This window comes from Sphingomonas sp. TDK1 (assembly GCF_001650735.1).
GTDB lineage: Bacteria > Pseudomonadota > Alphaproteobacteria > Sphingomonadales > Sphingomonadaceae > Sphingomonas.
In genome coordinates this window covers 1-25,205 of record NZ_LXVY01000029.1, presented here as the reverse complement: position 1 = coordinate 25,205, position 25,205 = coordinate 1, and the positions used below count along the sequence as shown (strand labels likewise).

22 protein-coding genes and 1 tRNA gene are annotated in these 25,205 nt (G+C 62.2%); 13 read left to right on the top strand and 10 right to left on the bottom strand.

Annotated elements, in window-relative coordinates; genetic code table 11:
- Positions 1 to 325 precede the first annotated feature (325 nt).
- From A7X12_RS15755 to A7X12_RS15715, 11 genes are all read left to right on the top strand, one after another.
- Positions 326 to 2,179 carry an AAA family ATPase gene (locus A7X12_RS15755; RefSeq protein WP_064312494.1) on the top strand — a complete coding sequence of 618 codons (1,854 nt, stop codon included), beginning with the start codon at positions 326 to 328 and terminating at the stop codon, positions 2,177 to 2,179.
- Between the two features lie 61 nt (positions 2,180 to 2,240).
- Positions 2,241 to 2,307 (top strand) — tRNA-OTHER (locus A7X12_RS25655).
- Between the two features lie 203 nt (positions 2,308 to 2,510).
- Complete coding sequence (locus A7X12_RS15750) at positions 2,511 to 4,382, top strand: P-loop NTPase fold protein (protein WP_232318540.1); 1,872 nt, start codon at positions 2,511 to 2,513, stop codon at positions 4,380 to 4,382.
- Between the two features lie 734 nt (positions 4,383 to 5,116).
- Entirely contained in the window at positions 5,117 to 5,581 is a 465-nt protein-coding gene (gene tnpA, locus A7X12_RS15745) for an IS66-like element accessory protein TnpA (RefSeq protein ID WP_064312492.1), read from the top strand.
- Entirely contained in the window at positions 5,578 to 5,931 is a 354-nt protein-coding gene (tnpB, locus tag A7X12_RS15740; RefSeq protein WP_064312491.1) for an IS66 family insertion sequence element accessory protein TnpB, read from the top strand. Before tnpA ends, tnpB begins: the two co-directional genes overlap by 4 nt.
- A 64-nt stretch (positions 5,932 to 5,995) precedes the next feature.
- Entirely contained in the window at positions 5,996 to 7,645 is a 1,650-nt protein-coding gene (gene tnpC, locus A7X12_RS15735) for an IS66 family transposase (RefSeq protein ID WP_064312490.1), read from the top strand.
- A gap of 120 nt (positions 7,646 to 7,765) precedes the next feature.
- Positions 7,766 to 8,284 (top strand): hypothetical protein, encoded by a 519-nt coding sequence (locus A7X12_RS25650; RefSeq protein ID WP_157105625.1) that lies wholly within the window; start codon positions 7,766 to 7,768, stop codon positions 8,282 to 8,284.
- 600 nt (positions 8,285 to 8,884) lie between these two features.
- Positions 8,885 to 9,376 (top strand): hypothetical protein, encoded by a 492-nt coding sequence (locus A7X12_RS25645; RefSeq protein ID WP_157105624.1) that lies wholly within the window; start codon positions 8,885 to 8,887, stop codon positions 9,374 to 9,376.
- A gap of 334 nt (positions 9,377 to 9,710) precedes the next feature.
- On the top strand, positions 9,711 to 11,027 hold the full coding sequence (locus A7X12_RS15725; protein WP_064312488.1) for a hypothetical protein: 1,317 nt from the start codon (positions 9,711 to 9,713) through the stop codon (positions 11,025 to 11,027).
- A 325-nt stretch (positions 11,028 to 11,352) separates the two neighbouring features.
- On the top strand, positions 11,353 to 12,525 hold the full coding sequence (locus A7X12_RS15720; RefSeq protein WP_064312487.1) for a hypothetical protein: 1,173 nt from the start codon (positions 11,353 to 11,355) through the stop codon (positions 12,523 to 12,525).
- Positions 12,526 to 13,016: 491 nt separating this feature from the next.
- Positions 13,017 to 13,964 (top strand): hypothetical protein, encoded by a 948-nt coding sequence (locus A7X12_RS15715; RefSeq protein WP_157105621.1) that lies wholly within the window; start codon positions 13,017 to 13,019, stop codon positions 13,962 to 13,964.
- Positions 13,965 to 14,267: 303 nt separating this feature from the next.
- Here A7X12_RS15715 and A7X12_RS15710 read toward each other — a convergent pair whose 3' ends face one another.
- Positions 14,268 to 15,548 (bottom strand): three-Cys-motif partner protein TcmP, encoded by a 1,281-nt coding sequence (locus tag A7X12_RS15710; protein ID WP_064312485.1) that lies wholly within the window; start codon positions 15,546 to 15,548, stop codon positions 14,268 to 14,270.
- Between the two features lie 152 nt (positions 15,549 to 15,700).
- Between A7X12_RS15710 and A7X12_RS15705 the strand changes: the two genes are divergently transcribed.
- The gene (locus A7X12_RS15705) at positions 15,701 to 16,471 is read left to right on the top strand and encodes a DUF5131 family protein (RefSeq protein WP_232318539.1); all 771 of its coding nucleotides are present in this window, start codon (positions 15,701 to 15,703) and stop codon (positions 16,469 to 16,471) included.
- The gene (gene tcmP / locus A7X12_RS15700) at positions 16,471 to 17,634 is read left to right on the top strand and encodes a three-Cys-motif partner protein TcmP (RefSeq protein ID WP_064312483.1); all 1,164 of its coding nucleotides are present in this window, start codon (positions 16,471 to 16,473) and stop codon (positions 17,632 to 17,634) included. Before A7X12_RS15705 ends, tcmP begins: the two co-directional genes overlap by 1 nt.
- Positions 17,635 to 17,673: 39 nt before the next feature.
- On the opposite strand, the gene A7X12_RS15695 is transcribed toward tcmP, so the two are convergent.
- The 9 genes from A7X12_RS15695 to rlxS form a co-directional block, all read right to left on the bottom strand.
- Positions 17,674 to 17,883 carry a hypothetical protein gene (locus A7X12_RS15695; RefSeq protein ID WP_064312482.1) on the bottom strand — a complete coding sequence of 70 codons (210 nt, stop codon included), beginning with the start codon at positions 17,881 to 17,883 and terminating at the stop codon, positions 17,674 to 17,676.
- 129 nt (positions 17,884 to 18,012) lie between these two features.
- Positions 18,013 to 18,429, bottom strand: coding sequence for a hypothetical protein (locus A7X12_RS15690; protein ID WP_157105620.1), 417 nt, complete (start codon positions 18,427 to 18,429; stop codon positions 18,013 to 18,015).
- A 53-nt stretch (positions 18,430 to 18,482) separates the two neighbouring features.
- Positions 18,483 to 19,421 carry an aldo/keto reductase gene (locus A7X12_RS15685; RefSeq protein ID WP_084445562.1) on the bottom strand — a complete coding sequence of 313 codons (939 nt, stop codon included), beginning with the start codon at positions 19,419 to 19,421 and terminating at the stop codon, positions 18,483 to 18,485.
- Complete coding sequence (locus A7X12_RS15680; protein WP_084445559.1) at positions 19,418 to 20,005, bottom strand: AAA family ATPase; 588 nt, start codon at positions 20,003 to 20,005, stop codon at positions 19,418 to 19,420. The genes A7X12_RS15685 and A7X12_RS15680 overlap by 4 nt, the downstream gene beginning before the upstream one ends.
- Positions 20,002 to 20,583, bottom strand: a complete 582-nt coding sequence (locus tag A7X12_RS15675; RefSeq protein ID WP_064312480.1) for a 3'-5' exonuclease — start codon at positions 20,581 to 20,583, stop codon at positions 20,002 to 20,004. Before A7X12_RS15675 ends, A7X12_RS15680 begins: the two co-directional genes overlap by 4 nt.
- Positions 20,580 to 21,674 carry a hypothetical protein gene (locus A7X12_RS15670; RefSeq protein ID WP_198162049.1) on the bottom strand — a complete coding sequence of 365 codons (1,095 nt, stop codon included), beginning with the start codon at positions 21,672 to 21,674 and terminating at the stop codon, positions 20,580 to 20,582. Before A7X12_RS15670 ends, A7X12_RS15675 begins: the two co-directional genes overlap by 4 nt.
- Positions 21,675 to 22,060: 386 nt before the next feature.
- Positions 22,061 to 22,480, bottom strand: a complete 420-nt coding sequence (locus A7X12_RS26725; RefSeq protein WP_084445581.1) for a helix-turn-helix domain-containing protein — start codon at positions 22,478 to 22,480, stop codon at positions 22,061 to 22,063.
- A gap of 11 nt (positions 22,481 to 22,491) precedes the next feature.
- Complete coding sequence (locus A7X12_RS15660; RefSeq protein ID WP_064312478.1) at positions 22,492 to 22,917, bottom strand: hypothetical protein; 426 nt, start codon at positions 22,915 to 22,917, stop codon at positions 22,492 to 22,494.
- 75 nt (positions 22,918 to 22,992) lie between these two features.
- Positions 22,993 to 24,954: a relaxase/mobilization nuclease RlxS gene (rlxS, locus tag A7X12_RS15655; RefSeq protein WP_064312573.1), complete on the bottom strand. Its 1,962-nt coding sequence runs from the start codon at positions 24,952 to 24,954 to the stop codon at positions 22,993 to 22,995.
- Positions 24,955 to 25,205 lie beyond the last annotated feature (251 nt).

The window sequence follows — 25,205 nt, the reverse complement described above, 5'->3', positions numbered from 1 at the left end:
AATATGCGCTGCCATTCCGGCCTTGGGACGCCGGCATTCGGATGCCGCGAACGGCAATCAGTTCAAATGCGGAAGGGCCGAAAGTGGGATAAACCTGCCGTTTACGGCCATGGTGGCAAATGTCGCTTTTTGGCGCGAGCGGTCATTCAAGAATACCCGCGTTCGGTTCAAAATTCAGCAACCGGAGCATCGTTTGAAAGCAGGGTCCGTCCGATCCGATCTCTGCTCGCGTAGCTCGGTTAACCGCGATGCCACGCGGGTGTCAGAACCAGCGTTGCTATTGGTGCCTAAACAGGGTCCAATCTCGCAGTAGGTTGGGGGATGCATGCGGATTCGGCTAGATCAGATCACGATCAGACACTTCAAACGGATCGAGGCGCTCACCATCGACCTGAAGCCCGTCACAGCGCTAGTCGGGGGAAACACTAGTGGCAAGTCCAGCGCGCTCCAGGCAGCGCAGCTTGGCGTCTCGATCCTACAGGCCGCCCTTCGCGGAATCCGCGGCGACGGCACGCCCGACTTCGCCGGCACCGTGTCGAACGACAGCGTCCTCTTCCGTCCGACCGAACATCTGCTGGACCTGCGCCGGGGCGACCCAGCGACCCAGAAGCTCGGCTACTCCGTCACCTACACCGGTGTGGACCTTCACACGGACGCGGCCAAGGAACTGACGATCGAGGTCCGGCGCGGCAAGAACGCCAACATAGCCATAAACCGGAGCGGCGACGACGACCTGGCAGCGGTGCTCGCAGATCCCGACACGCCGTTCTCAATCCTGACCCCGGGCCTGTCTGGCATTCCGATGCGCGAGGAGTGGCGCACGAAGGGCGCAATGGACGCCGCCGTCATGCACGGCGACGCGAACCTCTACCTCCGCACCGTGCTCGACCACCTGTTCACCCGTGACCTCGACGAGATGGCGCGCGCCGCATGGAGCCATAACCGCGACATCGGCGTGCTGCCCGATAGCAGGTGGAAGACCTTCTGCACCCTGCTCGACCGCTGCTATCCGGGCACCCGCGTCATCGTGGCGCACGATCCGAGGCGCGACCGCTATGTGCGGGTCGACGTCGAGGCGACCGACTCCCGGGTCACGCTCGACATGGCATCGACCGGCATGCTCCAGGTAATCCAGATTATCGCCTACGCCTGCTTCTACGCCCCGCCCCTCCTTCTGCTCGACGAGCCTGACGCCCATTTGCACGCCGACAGCCAGTCACGCCTCTACGAAGCGCTGCGCGGCGTCGCCGCTGAGACCCACACGCGCATCCTGTTCGCAAGCCACTCACCCCAATTGATCCAGCGGCTGATGTATGACGCCGACGCCGCCGTCGTCTGGATGAGCGACGGCGCCCAGGTGCCCGTCGACGATGCGCAGCGGCCGGCGATCCCCATCCTGATGACGCTCGGCGCGTTGTCGGCAGGCGCCGACGCCTTCGACCCCGGGCGTCCCGTCATCCTGATGACCGAGGACAAGAAGACGAAGCCCGTCCTGGCGCTGGCGCTCGCGAACGGCGCGCCCCAGAACCTCGCCGTCATCTCCTACAACGGCTGCGGCAACCTGCCGGCCGCCCGGCTGCTAGCCAGCATGATAACCGAAATGCGGCCCGACGCGCGGATCATCCTCCACCGCGACCGCGACTTCCGCACCCAGCCCGAGATGGACTTCGAGATCGCGACCGCCGCCGCCGAGCGCCAGCGGAACGGCGTCACCCGCGTGACCGAGGTGTTCACGCCTTTCAACGACGTGGAGCACTCGTTCGCTCAGGCGGGTCACCTCGGAGCCAGGTTCGCTCAGCTCGCGCCCGGGCTGGTCGACGCTGCGATCACCGACGTCACAGCCTTCAGACGCGACCAACTCGTCGCCGCGGCCCGCACCGCGCGGGACCAGATCCGCGCGACGGTCTACGACAGCCCGCGAAAGCGCGGGAAACCCGAATGGGCTCAATGCAACATGCCCGCAGATCCGCCGGCAGTCGGCGGCTTCCTTCCCGCCAACGGCCTAATGCCCGTCGCGTTTGAGCATAGTCACGGAAAGATACTGATGGATGGCCTGCGTCCGCGGGTGCATCAACTTGTCGGTGGCGCCACTCAGGATTGCGAGAACAGCATATACACTCCTTCGGATCATCTTCTCACGCCGAACTGGTTAAACGCATTCAATGCTCCACCTGTTTAGAGAAACGAACGAATTCTCAAATTGAACATGAAATAGTAATTGACTCAGGTGTCGAATGTCGGTAGAAGGGTTCATCAGTTAGCGGAATAATTCGCAGGTTGCCGGTTCGAACCCGGTCGGGTCCACCAGTGGGGGCCTGTAGCTCAATCGGGAGAGCAGCGAACTGTTAGCAGACGGGGTGCTCCCTTCGGGTCGAGCGCCCCGTTTCCGTTTATATCAGAATCGTTCTTGCGAAGTGTTCGCCGACCTTCCGGTGCGGACGCACAATATCCATATCCTGGACATGAGCGACACGACCAACGAACCGGAAGAAGCGAAGCGCGACTCGCGCGTGGTGAACGCGGCGATCGAGCGATTCCTTGCCTATTACGTCGATCCCACCCATCCGCTTGACTATGCCGTCCTGATCAGCGGACCATGGGGTTCGGGCAAGACCCATCTCATCAAGAAGTTCCTTGGCGGGACGGGCGCCAAGCCGCTCTACGTCAGCCTCTACGGCATGACGTCGGTGTCGCAGATCGAGGAGGAGTTCTACCGCCAGCTGCACCCCATCCTCTCCCATCCAGGCATGAAGCTCGCCGGTGCGGTTACCAAGGGGTTGCTGAAGGGGGCGTTCAAGATCGACCTGAACGGCGACGGGAAGGACGACGGCACAGTCAGCCCCTCCATTCCCGACCTCGACCTGCGGACCGGCCTGGACGATCCGCGCGGCCGCCTGCTTGTCTTCGACGATCTGGAGCGCTGCCGCATCCCCGTCGGCGAGGTGCTCGGCTTCATCAACTCCTATGTCGAGCACGAGAAGCTCAAGGCCATCATCGTCGCGAACGAGACGAAGGTGATGGAAGGCGACGACACCTATCTGGAAGTCAAAGAGAAGTTGATCGGGCAGACGCTGGAGGTGCTGCCCGAGACCGAGGCCGCGTTCACATCGTTCCTGGCCCTAATCAGCGACCAGCAGACCCGCCGCTTCCTGGAGGCCCATGCCGACGTCGTCCTCGCTGTCCATGCTGAGGGCGGGCGCGGCAACCTGCGCACGCTGAAGCACGCAATGTGGGACTTCGAGAAGCTGTCCAGGCATTTCGAGCAGCGGCACTGGGACGCCCCGGCCAGCATGGCGAAGGTGCTGAAGGGCGTACTGGCGGTATCGATGGAGCGGCGCGCGGGCAAGATGACCGAGGCCGACCTGACGCGGCTGGTCGGCAGCACCTTCCACCGCATCTTCCGCAAGGAGGCGACCGGCCAGACGACTGCGGCGGACGAGATCGACGCCCGCTACAAGCAGATCGACTTCGACGACATCGTCCTGCCCACGGGCGTGATCGCGGGCATGCTCTTCCGCGGCGATGTCGATGGCGACGCGATCCGCGCCGGGCTCGACGCGAGCAGCGATTTCCTCCAGCCGAGCGAGCAGCCGCTGTGGCATCGCGCCCACTTAACCTTCTTCGAGGATGATGACGAGGCCGATACCGTGGCCATGCAGGTCGAGGAGGTGTTTGCCGCGCGAACAGTCAAGGACCGGGGCGAGCTGATGCACCTGTTTGGGATCCGCCTGTGGTTCTCGACGCTCGGGCTGATCGATCGCGACCGCCAGCAGGTCGTCGACGAGGGCATGACCTACATCGCCGCGCTTGAGGAGGCGGGCAACGTTGCCGAGATCGACCGCAACTCCTTCGACCGCGACAACTCCTTCTTCCAGACGCGGGTGATCGACGAGGCGACACCGGAATACCGGACCCTGGCGAACGCCTATGGCGAGGCGTCGCAACGCCTGCGCCGCTCCAAATACCTCTCGATCGCGCATGAGCTCCTGCGCCAACTGCCAGACGAACCCGATGACGTTCTGCTCGACATGGTCGTCAACAATGTGCGCTCGGCGCCATATTGGGACCAGCCGGTCCTCGCCGCCCTGCCGCCGGAATACTTCGTCGAGCGCGTCCTCGGCTGGCCGCCGAAGATCCAATCGCGGGCGCTAGAGATTTTGCACGGCCGGCACGAACTGCGCCATGGCGATATGCTCAGCACCGAGCGCGCATGGGTAACTAGGGTCGAGGAGATTCTGATCGCGGCGCTTCCAGACCAGCGCCCAATGAGCCGTGAACGCCTGCGCGCTGCGATCGCTCGCAACCTAACGCCGCTCCGCCCGGATCTGGGGCTCGACGTGTCAGCAATCGGCCCTGGGTTGGAGAAAGAGGATCTCAGATAATCTCGCGAGAATAGCGCGGCGAATGGCAGATTGCGGTAAAAGCCGACAATCTAACTTTTCATAGAAACGGCTTGTGATGGTCGTGAGCGGTCGTCACGCTGCCCAGCTCGGACGGCAGCTATCGCTTCCCGCTGACCAAAAGCGGTCACGGCAGCTATCCACCCAGAATGCGGGATTCGACACCGACGGCTGCCGACCAGAATGCGCTGTTCGCGGATCGGGCTTTGAACGGCAGCTACGGCCCGAACCTGCCGTTCGCTGAGCACGAAGCTGCCAGACCGCAACGCGCTCGAATTTCGGACCTTCAGGGTTCTGGCGCAGCATCCCGAAAGCGGACTGACAGACTGGTCCTATCGCGAAATTTCACTACAGGTATGAACCCTTAGAAGTTCGCGTCTGGCCTAGCTGTCACGGCTACATTATTGGTGGGGGGGCAACATGGGCGTGCTACGAATCCTCGGCTTTGCAGTGGCATTGCTCGTGTCGGCAATCGCAATTTTTGCACTGTCGTTCTGGGGCTCGCATGTAATTAACGCCGTCCCAGATGGCGCTAAGGGTGATGCTGGTTGGGCGCAGGCTATCGGATCTGTCCTAGCGATATTGGTCGGTTTCGCTGGCGTTCTCTATCAGGTGAGTGTAAGCGTCCGCCCTGACCCGTATTGCGTGGCAACTTCTGCTACGCGAGGCGGGGAGCACTCAGGAGTGTCCTTTCGCACTCCTTAAGGAGAGTGCGGATGGCGCGAATGGAGGTCATCACCCGCGCGGAGCGCCGGCGACGCTATTCAGACGCGGAGCGGGCCGCTGTGCTGGCGCAATGCGACGCGCCGGGGGCGACCATCGTTGGCGTTGCTCGGCAGCTCGGGATGTCGCCCAGCCTGATACATGGCTGGCGCAAGCGGCAGCGCGAAATGGCGCTGCTGACGAGCGAGCCGCTCCAGTTTGTACCATATGGTGAAGTGGCGAGCGGATCTGCTGCGGAGCCCCTCGCGGCGCTCCGGGACACCGAGGTTGCTGCGTCATCCCGTGCCACGGCGCGCGAGACAAGGACGACGCAGGAGGAGCTGATACGGCCGAACCCAGGCTTGCGGCCCGGCGGCATCGACATCGACCTGCCCGGTGGGGTGCGCCTGTCGGTCGATACCTATGTCAACGAGAAGGCACTGGCCCGCGTGCTGCGGGCGCTGCGGGAAACGGCGTGATCTCGCTCGCACCCGGCACCAAGGTGTACCTCGCCAGCAAGCCGGTAAGCATGCGGCTCGGTTTCGATGGCCTGGCGGCGCTGGTGCGGCCGCTGTTCGACCAGGAGCCCTATGGCGGGCACGTCTTCCTCTTCCGCAGCCGCAAGGGCAGCTATCTCAAGGCGCTCTATTGGGACGGCACCGGCCTCTGCCTGTTCTCCAAGCGCCTTGAGCGTCATCGCTTCGTCTGGCCGCCGCTGGTGAATGGCGGCGTTGTGCTGAGCGCGGCGCAGTTCGCCCTGCTGATCGAGGCGATGGACTGGCGTCGCACGGTGGCGCCGGAGGCGCCTCGATTGCCCGTCCAGATATAGCGGAAAGCTGCAGAAAACAGAGCATTTTGCTTGGGCGGGAGTCTCTGTTCTGGTATAAAAAGCCATGTCTTCCGATGCGCTGGACATCCCCGACAATCCTGATGCGGTGAAGGCGCTTTTGGCGGCGATGCAGGCCAAACTCGCAGCCTCCGAGCAGGCGCTGGCGGCGGAGCGATCTGCGCATCAGGAAACCCGGCAGCAGCTCGCCGCAGCCGAAAATGCCATCAAGCTGACCACGCTGCAGATCGAGAAGCTGAAGGTCCAGCTTGCCCGCCTGCGCCGGATGAAGTTCGGCCAGTCTTCGGAACGGCTGTTGCTGCTGGCGGACCAGCTGGAGTTGTCGCTGGAGGATCTGGAGGCCGCGCAGGCGCATGCCACTTGCGTCATCGCCGGCAGGACAGCCAAGGAACCTGCCCCAGAAAGCAGCCAGCCTCGCCGTCAGCCGCTCCCTACGCATCTCCGCCGCGACGAGGTGCTGCATCCGGCGCCGGCAGCGGACGGCTGCACCAGCTGCGGCGGCGCCATGGCGCGGTTGGGCGAAGACGTGACCGAGGTGCTGGAATATGTGCCGGGACGCTTTCACGTCGTGCGGCATGTGCGGCCGAAGCTGGCCTGCAAGCGCTGCGATGCGATCAGCCAGGCACCGGCACCTTCGCTGCCGGTCCCTCGCGGCCGCGCAGGTCCTGGTCTGCTGGCGCATGTGGTGATCTCGAAATTCGCGGACCATCTGCCGCTCTACCGCCAATCGCAGATCTTCGCGCGGGAGGGCGTCGAGATCAGCCGATCGACGCTGGCAGACTGGATGGGCCAGGTCAGCTGGCTTCTCCAGCCACTGGTCGACCGTATAGTCGAGCAGGTGATGGCCAGCCCGAAACTCCACGCCGACGACACGCCTGTTCCGGTGCTGTCGCCGGGTAGCGGCAAGACGGCAACGGGGCGGCTGTGGGTGTACGTGCGCGACAATCGACGATGGCGCCCCAGCGACAAACCCGCGGCGCTCTACCGATACAGCCCAGATCGCAAGGGAGAACGCCCGCGCGAGCACCTCAAGACGTTCGCCGGCTTTCTGCAGGCTGACGCCTATGCCGGGTTCGAGAAGCTCTACGCGGCCGATCGACAGCCGGGGCTGATCAGGCCGGTCGCTTGTTGGGCGCACGTACGTCGCAAGCTGCACGATGTGCTCGACGCAGACGCCCGCTCCGTCGCCCGTGAAGGGCTGGTGCTGATCGGCGACCTCTATGAGGTGGAGCGGCGGATCACCCGGGATCCGCATGATGATCGGCGGAAGGCACGTAAATACTCCAAGCTGAAGGCGCTCGACTTCTTCCAATGGGCAGACGGCGTGCTCGCCCAGGTGTCGGCGCGGTCTCCGCTGGCGGAGGCGCTGCGCTATGCCGTTCGTCTGAAGCCGGCGCTTCTCGCCTATACGGAGGATGGCAGGCTAGAGATCGACAACAACCTGGCCGAGAATGCGCTTCGCGGGATCGCCGTGGGTCGGAAGAACTGGCTCTTTGCCGGTGCCGACTGCGGCGGCGAGCGGGCAGCAGCGATCTACAGCCTGCTCGAGACGGCGAAGCTGAATGGGATCAACCCACAGATCTGGCTCGCCGACGTCCTCGATCGAATTGGCCGAGGTCACCCCATCAACCGTACGGACGAACTGCTGCCCTGGAATTGGGTCGACCCAAAAGCCTCTTCGTCCGAAAATGCGTGAAAAGCGGACCGGCAGCTCGCGCCCCAAATTCAGCCATTCACACAAACGTTCCGAGCGTCGTAATCAGCCGTTCACCCTTCACCTGTAGTCGGCTGAACCATAGTATTCGGGGAGCTGTTTATGCGCGTCGGAATTCTGATCGGGCTTCTCTTTGTAGCGCAAGCCAGCGGTGCAAATGCTACCTCTACGGCCACATATTACGGGCCAATGAAGTCTGGGCAGGGTTACAAAGATCAAACGACGAGCGATGGTTTTTGGCGAATTGAAGGCGCCACGCGAGGGCGCCAGATGCTGGCTATTGATGTCGCTATCTATCGAGCGGCCGAGATGGCCCAAAGCGCGGGGAGTAAATACGTCGAAATCCACGACGCCATAGAGGGCGAAAACCGGATGGGTGATCAGCGTGCGACCTTATTTGCCCGACCAGTTCAGACGCCCACAAACCCTGTGGCATGCCGATCGGGCAAGTCAAACCGCTGCTACACTGCCGACGTCAGCGTGATCATGAAGCGGCTTAGCGGCGCCTCTGGCAATAGGCCGGGAATGGGCGCTCCAAGTTTTATCGACAAATTTGGACGTACGGTAACGCAGAGCGGCTATGGGGTTGGCGCGGTGACACCGCTTATACCAGTGCACTGATCGGCGGTAAGCAAGTGGCCATTGATAGCTACTGGGCTTCCTAAAGCGGGGAGGAGCGACGGCTTTCCACCGATTGTTGCCGCCGAGAAGGTTCGCGCTAGAAGCGGCCGTTGGCCTGAGGCCAGCGCCGAATGACGGCTTTCGGCCCGACCGCTAGGCTGAGTAACCGAGAGTAGTGGTTACCGGTCTTTGGTGACCGGCAGGAACAGGCTCCACGTTACGATCACAACCGCCAGCCAGACCATCGATGTGTAGAACAATTGATCGATGAGCTTGAAGGGACCCCACGACCCGCCTCGCCAGAGCTCTCCATCCCGTACAGCTGGGACCACTACACCTGTCATGAAATCTTGTGACAGCCAGTGGCTCATGCAGAACGGAACAATCCAGCCTGCTGAAAACAACGCTAGGAGAGCACGTTTCAAAAGCCTCATTGTTATAATTTAGCAGCATGAAGGATTTCCGCAACTGGTAGACGTTCAACCTCAACCAGCCTGCCGGTGAGATCATCGCCCTCATAGTCCCCATTAGGTGGGCCCATAGTGGCGCCAGGACGGACAGGCCACTTCTTCCTCAGACGGTCCTGGACGGACGCTTACGGTGAGTCGTTCGAAGGCTCATGCACTTGAGCAAACAGCGGAGCGCGGCCGCGCTGCCCATCTACTGGCTTACGACGCCCTCGAAACGTTGACGGAACGCCTTGTGGCCATCCTCAAGCCTAGTCGAGCTTATCCTACCCATCGGCTGCGCGGGGAGCGGACAAATGAAATGGTCGCGGCAATGCGAGAAATAGATACATCGACTCTTCCCGCAACAATGCTCGCTGACTTCATACGTCTCCGCAGCCGAGTGTACGCGATCAATCAACGCATTTCAGAGATTTATCGCTCCGAAGACAAAGTGACGAACGACAGTACGGGTCGGGATAAATCAGAGCGCCTCAAGCGTCTTAATAGTGCCGTTCAAGTCTGGAAGGAGGCAGTCCTTTACTTTGAGCGACTTGAATCTACCGCCGCCTTGCTCGGTGGAACTGCCCAATCACTAACGAAACCAGTTGAAATCACTAACTACGTATATCCGGCCGACAGCTAAGCGCCTAAATGTCGGTCATCGCGGTTCGCCCGCCGATTGCCTGAAAGCGCACGGCGTCTCCAGACGGCTTAGGCGGCCGGGTCTGGGACAAAGCGGTCATGGGCACGCGACCTGCGGAACGGCAGCTTCTGTGACAAGAGGACGTTCAGCCTACACCCCCAACCAAGTCATAGACCGAAAGGAACTGAGCCGATAACTGAGTGGCAACTTTTGGTCGACCAGCCCGCAAAGCTGGACATCGCAGCGCATCGGAACCGCTTTGCCGCCTCCGCAATCGCTATTATGCGATGCTGGGGGATAGCGGCGCTTCTAACCTGAGGTCGGAACAACGCTAATGATGGTCGGTCGGCGACAGAAGCCATTCTTTGAAATGATACGGCTGCTCCGCGCGATTGAAGCCGATCGCGACGATTTCGCTTCGATCAAAGCCTTAAACCTCCTCGTCTTGAAGGAGGTCATTCGCGCAGAGCGTAAGCAGGACGAGCATCGCGCTGCGCACAGGGAACTGAACCGGCAGTTGAAAACAGGCCGGGGATCGAAGGAAATCAGCAAGGCGCTCAAGATAAAGATCAAGCGCACGGCGGGGTTCATCGACCGATACGCCAAGCAGATTTATATCTGGAAATGCTGTGGGGACGCGCTCGCGTTCCTCTATCTCGACAAGTTTGCTATCAAGCACGCTTACTATGACACCGACCGCTTTGCTATAAAACCTGATGCCGGGATGATCCGTGGCAAAGAGGGATTGGCTGGCGAGTTGACGTGCCTATTCAGTGCCCTTGAGCATCAGGTGCCATCAGTCCTTTCCGACATTACCAATACCATTCGCTATGGCGATGTTTGTCTGCTCGGTGCTTCCGATCCCGTGCCTATCGAGGTGAAAAGCAGCCCGAAACAAAGTAGTCGGGGTAGGCGGCAGGCCGAGAAGATGGAAAAGCTGCGCAGCTTCTTGGAGACTGATCGTGCGGTCGGCTACCGAGGGGCGCCTGGTGAGACGATGCGGCAAGCGGTCACCCTCCCTGAACGCACTAATGTCGACGCGCTGAACGAGTGCATCGCTGAAGCCAAAAGGACAGGGTTCGCGATTTCTCGACCGGAACCGGGCATTGCTTTCGCGGCAATAGCTGGTGGGCGGCCCGACTACGCAGCGATCTTTGAGCCGCTCGCTCACGAGCGGTGCGTGTTTTGGACTCTGAACGGCGACAAGAACGACTTTGCGTGGGCGCCCTACACACCCTTCATCCTGACCATCCGCGAGCCCCAGCATCTCTTAGATTTTATCGAGGGCAACATCTTCATCATCGTCGGGGCGAGCATGGACGAACTGTGCAGGCAGATGGCCGCGCCCGGTTGGCAAATCGAATTCGCCCCCTCGAGCGACTATGCTCTTCATTGCGTTCACGAATCGGGGGTCGTGATTGGCATCGCCCAGCAGTTGGTCGCGCGTGTTGCGTATGAGTTCGTATCGTTGTCGTGGATCGCCGACAGCCAGCGAGAGGGTTTGGAGTCATCCCGTGCGATGATGATGGACACCTACGGCCCGTTCCAGGAGGTCGATGTCAAGCAGATGCATAATTATATGTTTGGCGAGCGTCGTTGGCTTCGCAGCGATTCCGAGGTGCTGTTCGTACATGATTCGTCATCTAACTAGGGTATTACGCCCAGCACGCGGACAAGCCCTAGTCGTCGAGAAACTTCTTCATTCTTCGGGCAAGCTCATCAAACCGCAGGGCGTCAGTAACCATGATCTCGGCATTGTGAGCAGCGCGGTTGCGTAGGTTCCGCATTTCCGAAATGGTCTTCAACGCCTTTACCGTCAGGTGGCCCTTGGGTAATCAACTGCTTTTCAATCATCGGACGAGAATGCATACTGACCTTGGAACTCACCCCGAGACGACCATCATTGCGGTGCCAGCATAAATAAAGTGGCTGGCCCGCGTCGAATCGATATGACGCGTTGAGAATGGAAGTCTACAATGGGTGACCAGAACACCCGATACGATGGATGCATGGTGTTCCTCCCGGACGTCTCGCTGCTGCGCCCGGGTGACATCATCCTAACTTCGACCCTGGAGTCGCAAGACGAACGCGCGCTCGAAATATCGCGACGCGTGCGCGAGGCCGCCGGAAGCCGCTTCAGCCACGTGTTGATTTGCACGAGCCCGCCGACGTTCGCCGAAGCCGGAAACGAAGGCGTGAGCTCACTCTCGCTGGCCAACTGCTTCGTCCACGCAATCGAAAACCTTAGGGTGCTCCGCCATCCGGACGAGTCCGTCGCAAGAAGGGCGGCGTCCCACGCGCAGAAAGGCGTAGGACGCGAGTATTCGCTTCGACAAGCGCGGCAAAGCGTCCTCCCGCTCGGAACAGGAAAGGCGTCGGCAGGCGACGATGGCACGTTCTGCTCGGCCTACGTCGCGGAGGCATTTGCCCTGGCTGGTGCTGCGGAGTTCACGGTAGTGCCTATCGAACGGACGACTCCCGCCACCATCGAAAACATTGGGCGCCTGATCGACATCACGGACGTCATCTTCGAACCCGCGCTTGCCCCGCGCAACGTGGAAGCCATGACAGCCCTGGACGGGGACTACGCCCCCACGCCCTCCTCACCGCAAACGGAGACGTTCCAGCGCTACGCGAAGGCTGCGCTGCCCCAAGCCGAACGGCTCGTCAGCATGTTCCCGGAAGCCGGCCTTGAGCGGCAGACCACCTACTTCAGCATGCTACTCCTGATCCTGGACGCGGACGCCTCCGCGCCGAGGATCGACGAAGGCAGACGCTCCGACTTCCTGCGAGCGATTACCGAACTCGACAACGCCATCGCTGCGCAGCAGGCCGACGGCGCGATCGAGGAACTCTACACCGACATCGTCGCGAGCGACAGCCGCCAGATGGAACGCAACCTGCTGGAATCGTGCTCGGCGACTCCCGACATCGACATCCAGGCCCTCCGCAGCCAATACGAGGCGAGGGAGCGCAGCCTTGCCGAACGGTATCGTGCGCTGATGTCGATGAAGGTGGGACGGATGCGGCGGTCGATCGACTTCCATTGCAAGATGCAGGAGGAGAGCATCGCCTTTGCCTCACGCATGCAGCAGGCACTAAGGGAAATCCTGACGCGGCTCGGTGATGCCGGCTCACACCTCGGCTAGGGAACACACTTAGACGCTCGTCGCAGGTTCGTTGTCGTCCGGATTCGGCGCAGTCGCACGTTCACAGTCGCTTCGTTGGACGGCTATTTCGTTCCAAAAAGCGCAGGTCGATGTTTCCGGCAGCAGTCGACCAGCTCAAGCCATTCAGTGTCGTTGACCTAAGCGGCGGCTCTTCCTGAAATCCGCCATTCGTGTTTCGCAAACCAGCCGGTCGGCTTTGCGCCCCATCCTCAAACATTTCAGCTTCAAACCAGAACGCCTAAAAGCGGCCGTTCGTCCATGATCGTGATGATGACCGCTCCGCTCACAAGAAGGGGCTTTTTCCTTGCGACGATCGGCGCCACCAATAGCCGACGTGCCTTTTTTGATCAGTCTCTGCGGATAGCCTTCGCGGTTTGCGCGCTGGCACCCGCGCTTGGTTGCCTTAAAGTGGCGTGATGCTGGATTTCGGCCCCCATCACGATCATTGGCAGCTCCTCACGCCCGAGAATGTGGCGGCGCGACGGCTTTGGGCCTGGGGCTATTCCATCCAGCAGCAGGTGAGCGCCGGGGAGCCGCGACCGCGAGACGCCGGCGAGCTGCTGATCGCTTCGGACTTCGGCGGCGAGCATGCGGGGTCCAGTCACCTCGTCTATTGCTATCTCGTAATCCGGGGCGGGTTTGCCGACTGGTCCGAGGTAATACGGGACGCGCGCGCCAAATTCCTGCGCGATGGCCGGACGATGTCTTACAAGAAGCTCGGCGACCCGATGCGCCAGCAGGCTTTGATATCCTTCCTGGCCGCTGCCGCCAACCTTGATGGCCATCTAGTGGCAGTCGCAGTCGACAAGAAGAAGAAATGGCTGTCGACGGCGCCAGACGTGGCCGACGACTTTCGCCAGTCGCTCGGCTTGAGGGCCAACTGGAATCCGCGCGCCTTCGAAGCGATGGCACGCAAAGTTCATCTTGCCGGCATCCTGATCTCGCTTTGGGCGCGTCCTTATACTAATGTCACCTGGATCACCGACGAGGATGCGTTCGTCGCCAACGAGGTCCGACATGACGACGCCTTGCTGGCGGCGGCACGCTTTTCGTCTTTCTACTCGCCATTTCCGATGGGCGTATATCGATTGAACACAACCGGCCAAGATCCGGCGTTCCGGGACTATGAGGATCTGTGCGCCATCCCAGATCTTGCCGCCGGCATGCTTTCGGAAATTTCGACCCGGCTGAGCAAGGTGGCGGTTTGGGAGGATCGCATGCGGCGCGTGCTAGACGGCGGCCTGCCGACCAAGACCGAGATCATCGCTGACTGGTTCTGGGACGTAAATATGCCGCTTCGAAAGTCGCTGATATCTATCGATGTCGAGGGCGAACGCTACGGTGTCCGGAAGATCTGGATGGTCGAAGCTCAAGAAGACACCGCCCCCGGGGAGACATCTCCCAGCCGAGACGGCTGAACATCGAGCGCTCGCGTGGGAGGATCAATTCCTCCACTCTGGTACATCGATACCCTCGGGGGCGTCCACCCTATCAGCTTCGCGCTCCAATATCGCCGTTGAGACCGAAGTGGCGAGATCCTGAAAATCGTCGTCCGTTCATCCGGCGGCAATCGGGGTCAGGGAAGATTGACGGTAGGATTTTGCTGCCGTTTCCAAGCGGAGCGTCGACCGGGTGAGCGTGCCGCACGCTCGCTGAATTGATTATCCGCGTAGTGGGGCTGATATTTCGGGAGACCGTTTTTTCGCGAGTTTGAATTCGAGTTAGGCGACCTGCTGATCGAAAATTGAGAACAAGCCTGGTTGCCGGGAAAGCGATATCTCATCGTCCCAAGTGAATTGCCTCACCGAGCGCCGCAATGCACCGTCAGGAGCCTTTATCACGACATCCTTTGCGGCACGGAGCTCTACGAGCGCAGCATCGACGATGCTCGCTACAACCGGAGCTTCGTTGCAGTGGGAGGCGAAGAGCAGCTTCTTCGTTAGAGGACCCTCGCCCGCGACCGCCCGGGCGTGAAGCATCCTGGCCAGCTGCTCAACGACCGCCGCTTCGGAACGGGTGCGAGCGTTGTCGTTGAACCCGAATTCAAGCATGTCGGCGCGCACGTCCTGCCCCGGCACGAAGCCCAGCGAGTTGAAGCCGGCCCGGCCGAAGTGCTCGAAGGTGTTCTCCATCATCCAGTGGATCTTCCCCATCTCCTCGCGGGCTTGGTGATGCTTGGAGAGATGCAGCAGCCAATAGTCCCGGTTCGACGTGCCATCGGGGTGGATGAAGAAGGGAGTGTAGTAATCGGCGCCGGTATTCCGCTGGATGTGCTCGTAGAGCGTGTTCTGAATGAAACGCTTCCAGCCACGCATCTGCTTCATCTCGAGCATGTCGCGAACGTCGCTGCGGTTGAGGTCGATGGCGGCCAGCCCGGCGGTGTCGATCATGCGGTCGTTGAGCAGGTTGACCAAATGGTCGACCATGAAGGTCAGGACCACCTCGGGGTTCTGCAGCTGCGCCATGATCTTCCGGATTGTCTCGAAGGTGACGGCGCTCCAGCCGTACTGATCGAGGAAGAAGAGCGAGCGGTGCGCTCGGCCCTTAGACTTGATGCGTGCGATGATGTCGCCGGCAGCCTCCTCGAACTTCGAGCCGACGATGTGGATGTCGCGGCCAATGCGCGCGCTGTGTCCCTCCTGTCGAAGCAGTTCGTGAAGAAACTCGATGTGCCTAGGATTGGCGTCGACGAAGACGAAGTCAACGTTGATGGCGATCCCGCGCGTACGCACGGCGGTGATCTCCGCCTGCACCCGCTGCACGGACGCGAGCATTCGAAGAGGTGATCCGTCCACCTCCACCCCGTCGAGAGTATATCGGCCGCCGCCGCAAAAGCCGTCGACTATGGTCAGGTTCAGAGCGCGGGTAAGGTGGCTCTTCGTCAGCGTCCTGATGTATGCCTCGACATAGCGGTCGAAGATCTCGTGCTTCGCGACACTATGCCGGCCGAGCGTCGGAAGCTCGCCGCCAAGGATCCAGTCGTAGCCGAGCCCGTTCGCCATCTGTCGATTGCCCCCGCGGGGACTACCCCGTTGGTTGCAGAATATGAATTGCATTTGATTCGCCTGTCCAGCCGAAAGCGAGTCTGCTTGCTGGATTTTCGTTTGATCAGGACGCAAATCCGTTGCGCGGCGAATCGTGATATGCGAGATTCATGATTCGTTCTAGATCGGGGCGGGTAACCATGGCGGATGGCAGTGCGATAGAGTGGACGGATGCGACGTGGAACCCGGTCACGGGTTGCACGAAGATCACGGCCGGCTGCGACAACTGCTATGCGGAAAGGTTCTCCGAACGCTGGCGCGGCGTGCCCGGACATCCGTTCGAGAACGGGTTCGACCTCACGCTCCGTCCGGAGAGACTGGCGCAGCCGCTGGCATGGAAGCGGTCGCGGATGATCTTCGTGAACTCGATGAGCGACCTATTTCACAAGAAGGTGCCGCGCACCTTCATCGACAGTGTCTTCGATACGATGGAGAAGGCGGACTGGCACGTCTTCCAGGTGCTGACCAAGCGCAGCTCGGTGATGCGCGATTATCTGAAGCGTCGCTATCGCGACTTGGCGCCGCCAGCCCACATCTGGCTCGGGGTGTCGGTAGAGGATTCGCGTTCTCGGGCGCGCATCGAGCATCTCCGCCGGGCGCCCGCAGGCGTTCGCTTCCTTTCCGTCGAACCGCTGATCGGCTCGGTCGGGCAGGTCGATCTGTCGGGCATCCACTGGGTCATCGCGGGCGGCGAGAGCGGTCCCGGCGCCCGTCCGATGGCGATCGAGTGGGCGCGCGAGATTCGTGACATGTGCGCTGCGCAGGGTGTCGCCTTCTTCTTCAAGCAGTGGGGCGGGATTCGCCCGAAGACGGGCGGACGCGATCTCGACGGGCGAGAGTGGAATGAGCTTCCGGTCGCTATCGCGTCGCGGGCAGCCTGATGAGGCCCGATCTTGCCAACTACGCTGGCCGCGAGCAGGCATACGTCAAGCATCACTTCCTCGCCGACTATGTGGAGCGGCTCGTCTTCAAAGTGGCCAGCGCATACCAAGAGGTCGTCTACGTCGACGGCTACTCGGGGCCTTGGAAGGATCAGGGCGAGAACTTCGAGGACACGTCGTTCGGCATCGCGCTGGAGGCCCTTCGGCGGGCGAAGGAGGCGTGGGCCAAGCTCGGCCGCACTGACGTGCGCATGACGGCGCTGCTCGTCGAACGGAATGCGGCGGCGTATGCGCGCCTTCAGGAGATCATCCCACTCTACCCCGACATCGCAATCAAGACCTTCAACGGCGATTTCGTCCAGGCGATTCCCGACCTTCTCCGTGCCATCCCGCAGCGGGCGTTCTCGTTCGTGCTGATGGATCCCAAGGGCTGGAAGATCGATTTGAAGGCCGTTGGCCCACTCCTGCGTCGTCCGAATTCCGAGGTCGTGTTCAACTTCATGTTCACGATGATCAATTGGTCGGCCTCGATGAGCAGCCCGGCAATTCAGGCCAGTCTCGACGCCCTCATGCCGGGGACTGACTGGAAGGGACGCCTCGGGGCGGTGGCGGTCGACGGCGAGGACGCCGCGGAGGCGCGCAAGGAGATCCTCGTCTCGTGCATCAATGATGTCATCGGTGGCCTCGGCAACTTTCCCTACGTCATGGAGACGCCGGTCCTGTTCCCCCTGAAGGACAGGACCTACTATTCGCTGATCTACGCGACGCGCAGCACCAAGGGCGTCGAAGTGTTCCGGGACTGCCAGCACGATGCCCTGAAGGCGCAGGACGTGGTGCGTGCGGCGTTGCAGACCAGCAGGCGCGACGAGGCCTTCGGCACGACGGACATGTTCGGTCCCACCCTGGGCAGCAACGAATTCGCGGCCCGGTGGATGGCGAAGCAAGAGGCGGGGGCGGTGTCCGCGGTCCTGGACATCGTGCCGGCCGACCCCGCCGTCATCACCTACGGTAAGCTGTGGCCGCAGATTCTTGCGAAGCATGGCGTCCGAAAGGTGAAGCTCGGAAGGATGGCGGCCGAACTGAAGGCGGCGGGTCGAATTCGCTTTCTCGACTGGGCGCCGAGGAAGCAGGTTCCGGACGAGAGCTACCGGGTCACGCGCTGAGCCGTCACCACGTCCGGCCCGTCGTCGTTGGGAATTCGCTCAGAACAGCACCATCAGCGCGTGGATCCACACGGTCAGCGTGTGCTGAATGACGTCGACGAGATGGTGCAGCATTGGCATCTGCTGCCAGACATGTTCGCCGGCGCCCTTTCCCAAACCTCCAAGGACACCGAGCGCCAGAGCGCCGGTGGACATCTTGCCCCATTTTGCGAGCGTCGAGGACAGCTTCGACAGGCGAGTCTGCGCCAATTGGGTTGTTGTAGGGTCTGCGGTCGTGATCGCTTTCGGCCTAACAGCCTGCGCGCGCAATTCGTCGAGACTTGCCCGGATCTCGCCGATTTCCAGATCGGTGAGGGTGAACCGATGCTCCTCCGGGGGCTAATTGTGGCCGATCCGAGGCTGCAGGTCCGCGAACTGTCCGAGGATTTGATCGAGCGCATCAATCTGCGCAGGCAGCTGCCTGCGCAGAGCCGGAAGATCCGGCTCGTCGTCTTTGGGTGGCTCGTCCTCGTCGGGCTCGTGACGCAGGCCATATTCGATGTCTTCGAGAATGGTGTGCCGACCGATCTCGGTTTCGGTCATATTCTCGATGCCGACCGGATATTCCCAGAGACCCCAGGTCAAAGTGCCTAGCTCCGGATGCTCAAGTTCCGCCTGGTGATGGATCTCGGGACCCATGCTCCGTTCATCGGCGCCGATCGCCTCGAAGTCGAGTTCGTCGGCATCAATCTCGAACACCTCCCTGGTGTCGGCATGCTGGATGCGTGCGGTGCCCGATGCGGCGACGTAGGTCATGTCGCCTTGCTGCCGCAGCACGCTTATCAGGACAAGACATGTAATCGCCGCTGCTAAGATGTCATCTGCTGCGCGCCTTCGGAGAGGCGAAGCATCTCATCAGGGGTAAGTGCCAAGTCGGCGGCTGTGATGGCCGTCGTAATCTGTTTCGGGCTTCGCGCGCCAGGGATGGGCACGACGTTACTGCCGGCATTAAGTGTCCACGCCAAGGCGACGGCCGCCCGCGAGGTCGCATGCTTCGCGGCGATCTCGTCCACGACGGCAAGACGCTCCAAGTTCGCCTTCTCGGCATCGTCTTGAAACTGAGGCATCCGTTCGCGGAGGTCGCCCGGCACCGAAAGGTCCCTGAACCTGCCGGTGAGCAGCCCGCGTCCCAGCGGAGCATACGCCATGAACATCGCACCAGCTTGATCGAGGATCGCGGGCTCGTTCTGCCGCTCCGGACTCGCAAGGGAGAGTTCGTTCTGCATCGCCGCTACGGGAATGGCCCGTCCGAACTCCTCCGCGCGCTCCGGCGCGCTTCCCGAGAGACCGAATGCGGCGATCTTGCCTTCTCGCATTAGATCGGCTGCGACACCTGCGACGACTGCATCGTCTGTCCTTGGATCCGGTCGATGCTGGAGAAGCAGGTCGATCCGCTCCTTGCGAAGTCTCTGCAGCGATGCGTCCACGGATGCGCGCATCGCTGCCGGGGTGCTGTCGCGGACCAGGGTGCCATTGCCGCCGGCGGCTAGTCCGAACTTCGTGACGACGAAAACGTCGTCGCGGTCACCGATCGTTCGTCCCAGCAGCTCCTCATTGGAACCGTCGGCATAGAGGGCCGCGGTGTCGAAGACCCGTATGCCTAAATCGAGCGCCGCGTGGATGGTGGCCTGGGCCACATCCCGGTCAATGGCGCCGTAGATGCCGGTGAGTGCCATGCAGCCCAGACCGATCCTGGTGGGGCCGGCTGCGGATGCGGCCACGTCGGTGCCTTTGCCGTACGGATTCACGCTCCGCTCCGATGCCGTTCGGCGAACGATATCGCGAGCGCGAGGGCGTCGTCTGCATCGTGTGCCCCGAGCACCTTTGCGTGCGGTGCGACCCGGCTCAGGATGCGGGAGACGGCGACGCCTGCCGCGATGCGGAACTCGTGATCGTCGTCGCGGCCAGGGCCGATGGGGATGTCTTGGTCCAGCTGAGTCACGAACGTGAGGTCGTACTCGCCCATCCAGCCTGTGCACATAGTTTCGAGACGCTCTAGGCGTCCGGGCGCCAGGCTTCGGCCAGTCACCTCAAGCGCGGCGACGAGATAACCCAGTGCGTCGGGCACCGGCCTGTCAACGAGGATGACGTCGGCGGAGAGGGAGGCGACCGTCTCCAGCCGGATCGCCTCGGCCATGATCCACGCGGTGCTCTCGAAGGTGTGATCCCTGAGGATCGGAAAGCCGAGGTCACGGGCGTTGACCGCGCTATCGTGAACGTATCCGGGCGAGAATCCCCGGTGGGCGAGCTCATCCTCAAGCCGGCGCAGGAAGGTCGTCTTGCCTGTCGAGTGCGTACCGGCAACTGCGATCTTGCATGGGCGGGATGTCACAGGAGTGAGCCCTGCTGGACGCGGAGGATGTCGGCGTCGTCCATGACGACTTGGCGCTCGGCTTCGGATAGCGGTGCGAGAAGATGTTCGAGCAGGATTGCCGAGAGGGCTGCGTCGAACGGGGCGGAGTGAGAACCCCCACCCGTTGCGGTACCTGCTGCGTCGAGCAACCCTAGCGTGCTTCCGAGGTGCTCAAGGCCGTGCTTCTTCTCGTTGGGCAGCAGTCGGCGCGCGATACGGAGCGTGTCGAAGGCGGCCGAAGGTTGCCAGTCCCCCATCGCCCTCCCGATGGTCTCAAGTTCGACGCGGACGTTGTGTCCGACGATGGGGGTATCCTCTAGCCATTCGCGAACGTCGTCGATGACGTCCTCGATCTCCGGTGCGTCCGCAACGTCGCGCTCCCAGATGCCGTGGATCCGCGAAACGACGGGGGTGATCCCGCCCTTCGGCTTGAACCGCCACTGCTTGTGGCGGCCTGTCAGTCGCAGCCCCTCCATCTCCACGATAGCGAGTTCGACGATCTCGGGCGGCGATCCGCCGTTGCCCTCCACGTCGACCGCCCACATGCGCTTATTCATTCCCATCCCTCCTCGGCGCGTCCATGCCTTCCCGGCAGGTGCGGGTGCGACCTGTCGTGCACCTGGAAGCCGGTGGCGTGCTGGATGAAGTAGCGCTGCTGCTCAGTGCTGTCGTCGACGAGGATGCGCCCGTTCGCGATCTCGATCGTTCCCGTGGCGAGCCCGGCTTCGCGCGCCAGAGCGGCGATCCGCTCTCGCGACGGTTCTGCATGTGCGGCCGCGCAGATGTCGACCTGTCGCTTCGGACAGATGTCGCAGATGCTCTCGATCCCGAGGTGGCCGTTGTAGTCGGCGATACCGTGCGCAAAGGCTACGGCGCACGACGTCTTCCGGAAGATCGGCTGATCGCCGAACCCGTCGAGGATATTCCGCTCGACGAGACGCGGCATGATCTTGCGCCTGGGCGCGCTGTCGTAGAGGTCGGGCACACCGATCGAACGCATGTGCGCCCTGATCTGGTCCCTGTGAAAGAGGCCGGTGAACACAGTGGCATCGGCAAGCCGGGCGAGTTCACGGGCTCGTCCGATTACGTCGTCGCAATCGTTGATGCCGGCGATGATCGGACGCCAGTAGAGGATCCGCTTCGTTCTGACCGCGTCGGTGGCGAGCGTCGCGAGCGACTTCTCCGCCACAGCGCCATCGATCGGCTCAATGCGATCGTCGTCGATGCCCGACCAGGTGACGAGGACGGTCAGCTTAAGGCTGGTGAGGCGCTCCATGCGCTTCACGTCCTCGCGATCGACCCGCCACCGGCTGATGACCAGCACGGGGTTTGTCAGGCCCTGGCCGTCGAGAAGCTCGAGCGTCCTGTGGAGATGTTCCTTGACGCGCGGGAGGAAGGGATCCGTCGCCCTATTGAAGATCTGGATAGGCGTTCGATGCGGTCGGAACGCCCAGTGAGTTGTGAGGGCGGCGACCGCAGCCTCATCGTCCATGACGAGGTGGGGTCTCTTCATATCGTAGTTGTCGAACACGTGACGTATGCAATAGGCACAGTCTAGCGGGCAGCCGACCACATGATTTAGGCTCAGGCCCGACTTTCGATACTCGACCACTTCGCGCAGCGTTGCCGGCAAATCCGCCGGCGCCATCCGCAGCGCTTCTATGCTCAGTGACATTAGTCTCATCACCCCACTAGCGTCAGGCATCCGACGCGATCAATCGAAGTAATACAGGCGTCGGTTTTATATCGCGAAGCGACTTCGGACTTGCGAACTTACTTTCCGCGATCGCACGGCGGCTTTCAACGTTTTTTGCCCTAAAGTCGTCAGTCGCCTTACGGATCAGCTTTAGTCGTAACGCCACGCCGCACAGACAAGCGCTGAACGTCAGCATCCGACAAGAGCCGGCGATCAACCTGCGGCATCGGAACGACGGCCTTACCCCAAATTCAGTCTGTCTAGCCGGCACCTTTTAGGAATGCTCCAAAGCTCCGACCCGAGCCAAAGCTAGGACAGCAAAACGACATAAAGCTGTATCAACGATCCCCGCCGGACTGGCCGTCTCGATCATAGAGCGCCAAAATCATGCGCTCGACAACGCCGTCTTCCGCTTTCCCTCGGCTTCCCTCGTCCGGCGACGAAAGATCGCGCCGAACCGCCTCGGGGGTCGAGGCAAGGCTCGCCGTCAAAATGGCGTTGGCCAGGAACGGGTGCATCACCTCGGCTAAGGTTGGCCGGACGGCGTCGCCCGCGGTGGGGCTGTCACGCTGAAGCAACGCGTCGATGCTGGTCATCGGCACGAGCGTGATCGCGCCTACCTTGATCACCCCGATCTCGCCGGCCTTGATCAACTCGTAGAACTTCGACCGGCCGATGCCGGTGATGCGGCAGGCATCAGCAATCCGCAGCGTGATGGGCGACAGGTCGGTGTTCGGCTTGCTCAGCGTAGGACGCATGGGACGCTCCTTCATCTGTCCCTCCCCAGTTCTGGGGATTGACGGTTGGCGATGCGGTTGTTCGTGTCGCCCCGGGCGATTGCGCGGCCGACGAGTTCGATGAAGGCGTCGTAGCGAAGCCGCCCGAGGCGCTGCGTCTCGGTATCAAAGGCCGGCTGGTGCGCCGTGAGGGTAAGCTGGTGGCGGACGAAGAGCCCGAGGGCTTCGGTCAGATAGTCGAGCTTCTGCTCCATCCGGTCGGCGACGCGGTTCTGGCGGTCGAGCCGCGCGCCGAAGCGCTGGTCGAGTTCATGACCGGCACGGCGATCGAACCAGGCGATCAGCGCGTCGGTCAGGATCGCGGTCTTCGACGATCCCGGCTGCGCGGCCATCGCGTCGAGCTTCGCCGACAGTTCGTCGGGAAGATAGAATTGGTGGCGGGTCTTTCGCGTCTGCATGACGTGCAGAATCCGCCTGTTCCCGCTTCCGATACAGGGCCTCGCTGGGGAATCCAGGTACCTCTTCGGGGCATCTCAGAACCCGCCGATCTCCGGCCCCGTACGCTGGCGACCGAATGTCCAGCTGATCGTACCGCCGCGATCGATGCCGGAAACGGTGCGACCGATCTGCTTCTCCAGCACTGGCCGCCACGGCACGAGCGTGAATTCGGGCGATTTCTCGATCAACGCGTATTTCGCTGCGCCCACCTGCACCGCCTTGCGATAGATACCCTCGATCGCGCCGCCGCGATGCTCGGCATAGCCGAGACCCATCTCTTTCGAGAGCTGATCCGCCACTTGGCGCAGTTCGCGACGGCGCAGTTCGGTCAGCAAATTGGCGCGAAAGCGGACGGTATCGCCGTCGCGCCAGGCGAGGTCCTCCTCGATCAGCCACTGGCGGCGAAGCACCAATGCCTGCCGTACCTGTGCCCCGAACCCGCCGCCCAGCACTTCCGGTTCCTTCGCGACATGCTGCTCGTCGAGCCAGGTCACGCCGTTGTGGCGGACCAGTTCCAGGACCGGGCGCTCGGCAAGCGTTTCGATCTCAACGGGCCGTGCCGCAGCCGCCCTTCGCTCGAAGGCCAGCACCTTGTCGAGATGGTCGGCGTCGATCTTCCAGCTGCCATCCGGCATGCGTTCAACCTCGCCCCCTCCCCGTCGCATCGCTTCCAGCCGCCGGACATGGGCTTCGGCGAAACGCTGGCTGGCGCTGGCGTCATGGCGCAGGTGCCTGTCGACGCTGTAGATGCCGCTATTGGCGGCAGCGACCTCGGCCACCGTCCGGTCGACATCACGGATGCCTGCGACGACCGGCGTCACCCGCACCATTTCGGCGCGATCGCTCCCTTCCGAGAGCGACCAGTTGCCCAGTTCGACATAGTGGCTGCGCCCGTCGGTCCCCGCGACGATCAGATAGTGGCGGTCGCGATGCTCATCGGCCAGTCCGGCGGCCACTACGCGGCCGATGAGTGGATTGCCCACGGCCGGGTCATAGATCGCATAGTCCTGCGGATGCACCTCGGGCGCCCGCGCCTTCAGTTGCGCGTGCATGGTCGCGATGATGTCGCCACGTCGGCCCATGTCACGCAGCGTTGCTTCCAGATCGTCGGCGAGCTGGTAGCGCCCTTTCACCTCCTCGGTTGCTAGTCCCATCCGCGCTAGCGTGCCCAGGCGCGCTGCGCGCAGCCCCTGCTCGATGCTGTCACCATGCCAGGAGGGCACCAGCCCGTCGGCCTCGCGCGCGATCAGCAACCTGCGGTCGATGGTGGTGAATCGCTCCTGGCCGACCTCGCGCTGACGCCCCTCGAAAATCTCTCGGTCAGTACGCGGCCCAAGATCGAGATTGACCAGCTCCGCCGCCCGCGCGGCGAGCCCGCGGCTGATATATTCGCGGGCGATGATCAGATCCTGGCCACGATCGTCGACCCCGCGCACCAGCACATGGGCATGCGGATGACCGGTGTTGAAATGGTCGACAGCCACCCAGTCGAGCTTCGTGCCGAGGTCCTGCTCGACCTGCGCCATCCAGCGCCGCACCAGCGGTTTCAGGTCGTCATATTGCGCGCCGTCTTCGGGTGCGACGATGAAGCGAAACTGGTGCCGGTCACAAGCACCGCGTTCGAGGAACGCCTTGCCGTCAGCAACATCGTGATCAGCAGCATAGAGCGTGCCGCGCTCACCCTCGCGGGTGGTGCCATCACGCTGCAGATAGCGAAGGTGCGCAGCAGCGCCCTTCGCCCCCTTCCCTGCCAGCTTCACGAAGCGGGCCTTTACGACGACGCGGCGCGCGCGAATTCCTGCAAACCGATCGGAAGACCCAAGCACCCGGCCGACGCCCGAACCGCGCCCTATCCTGCTGCCATCGAAATGCCGGGCGCGCGCCGCCGAAGATCGTCCCGCGCTGCCCGCCAGATTAGTCGCCTTGCGGAGCTGGTGCGCGAACGGGCGATCCGTGCCGACCCGCCCCAACCATAGCTCGAATGGATCCTCGGCCATGACGCTGTCCCATGCTGGAAAGCGCCAGATGAGGGTGCGCCAGCGCAGCCCTTCAAGGGCCTCCATTCGGGGGAGCCGGAGAGCCGCAGAAATGCTGGCATTCAGGCGACCGCGCCTTCCCGATGGAGGCATCACCGTGGGTATGCCTCCATCAAAAACGACGTGCAGACGCCACTTCCGGGGCCGCTTGGAGGCACCGCTTTTATCTTGCCATCCCTTCTATCTCCCCTCGTAACCGTCCGGTGTTCGCA

Excerpts from the sequence above, each read along its gene's own strand:
- A7X12_RS15755 (WP_064312494.1), top strand. The coding sequence starts at position 326 with ATGCGGATTCGGCTAGATCAGATCACGATCAGACACTTCAAACGGATC.
- tnpA (WP_064312492.1), top strand. The coding sequence starts at position 5,117 with ATGGCGCGAATGGAGGTCATCACCCGCGCGGAGCGCCGGCGACGCTAT.
- tnpC (WP_064312490.1), top strand. The coding sequence starts at position 5,996 with ATGTCTTCCGATGCGCTGGACATCCCCGACAATCCTGATGCGGTGAAG.
- A7X12_RS25650 (WP_157105625.1), top strand. The coding sequence starts at position 7,766 with ATGCGCGTCGGAATTCTGATCGGGCTTCTCTTTGTAGCGCAAGCCAGC.
- A7X12_RS15725 (WP_064312488.1), top strand. The coding sequence starts at position 9,711 with ATGATGGTCGGTCGGCGACAGAAGCCATTCTTTGAAATGATACGGCTG.
- A7X12_RS15720 (WP_064312487.1), top strand. The coding sequence starts at position 11,353 with ATGGGTGACCAGAACACCCGATACGATGGATGCATGGTGTTCCTCCCG.
- A7X12_RS15710 (WP_064312485.1), bottom strand. The coding sequence starts at position 15,548 with ATGGCGAACGGGCTCGGCTACGACTGGATCCTTGGCGGCGAGCTTCCG.
- A7X12_RS15705 (WP_232318539.1), top strand. The coding sequence starts at position 15,701 with ATGATTCGTTCTAGATCGGGGCGGGTAACCATGGCGGATGGCAGTGCG.
- tcmP (WP_064312483.1), top strand. The coding sequence starts at position 16,471 with ATGAGGCCCGATCTTGCCAACTACGCTGGCCGCGAGCAGGCATACGTC.
- A7X12_RS15690 (WP_157105620.1), bottom strand. The coding sequence starts at position 18,429 with ATGACCTACGTCGCCGCATCGGGCACCGCACGCATCCAGCATGCCGAC.
- A7X12_RS15675 (WP_064312480.1), bottom strand. The coding sequence starts at position 20,583 with ATGAATAAGCGCATGTGGGCGGTCGACGTGGAGGGCAACGGCGGATCG.
- A7X12_RS15670 (WP_198162049.1), bottom strand. The coding sequence starts at position 21,674 with ATGGCGCCGGCGGATTTGCCGGCAACGCTGCGCGAAGTGGTCGAGTAT.
- A7X12_RS26725 (WP_084445581.1), bottom strand. The coding sequence starts at position 22,480 with ATGCGTCCTACGCTGAGCAAGCCGAACACCGACCTGTCGCCCATCACG.
- A7X12_RS15660 (WP_064312478.1), bottom strand. The coding sequence starts at position 22,917 with ATGCAGACGCGAAAGACCCGCCACCAATTCTATCTTCCCGACGAACTG.
- rlxS (WP_064312573.1), bottom strand. The coding sequence starts at position 24,954 with ATGGCCGAGGATCCATTCGAGCTATGGTTGGGGCGGGTCGGCACGGAT.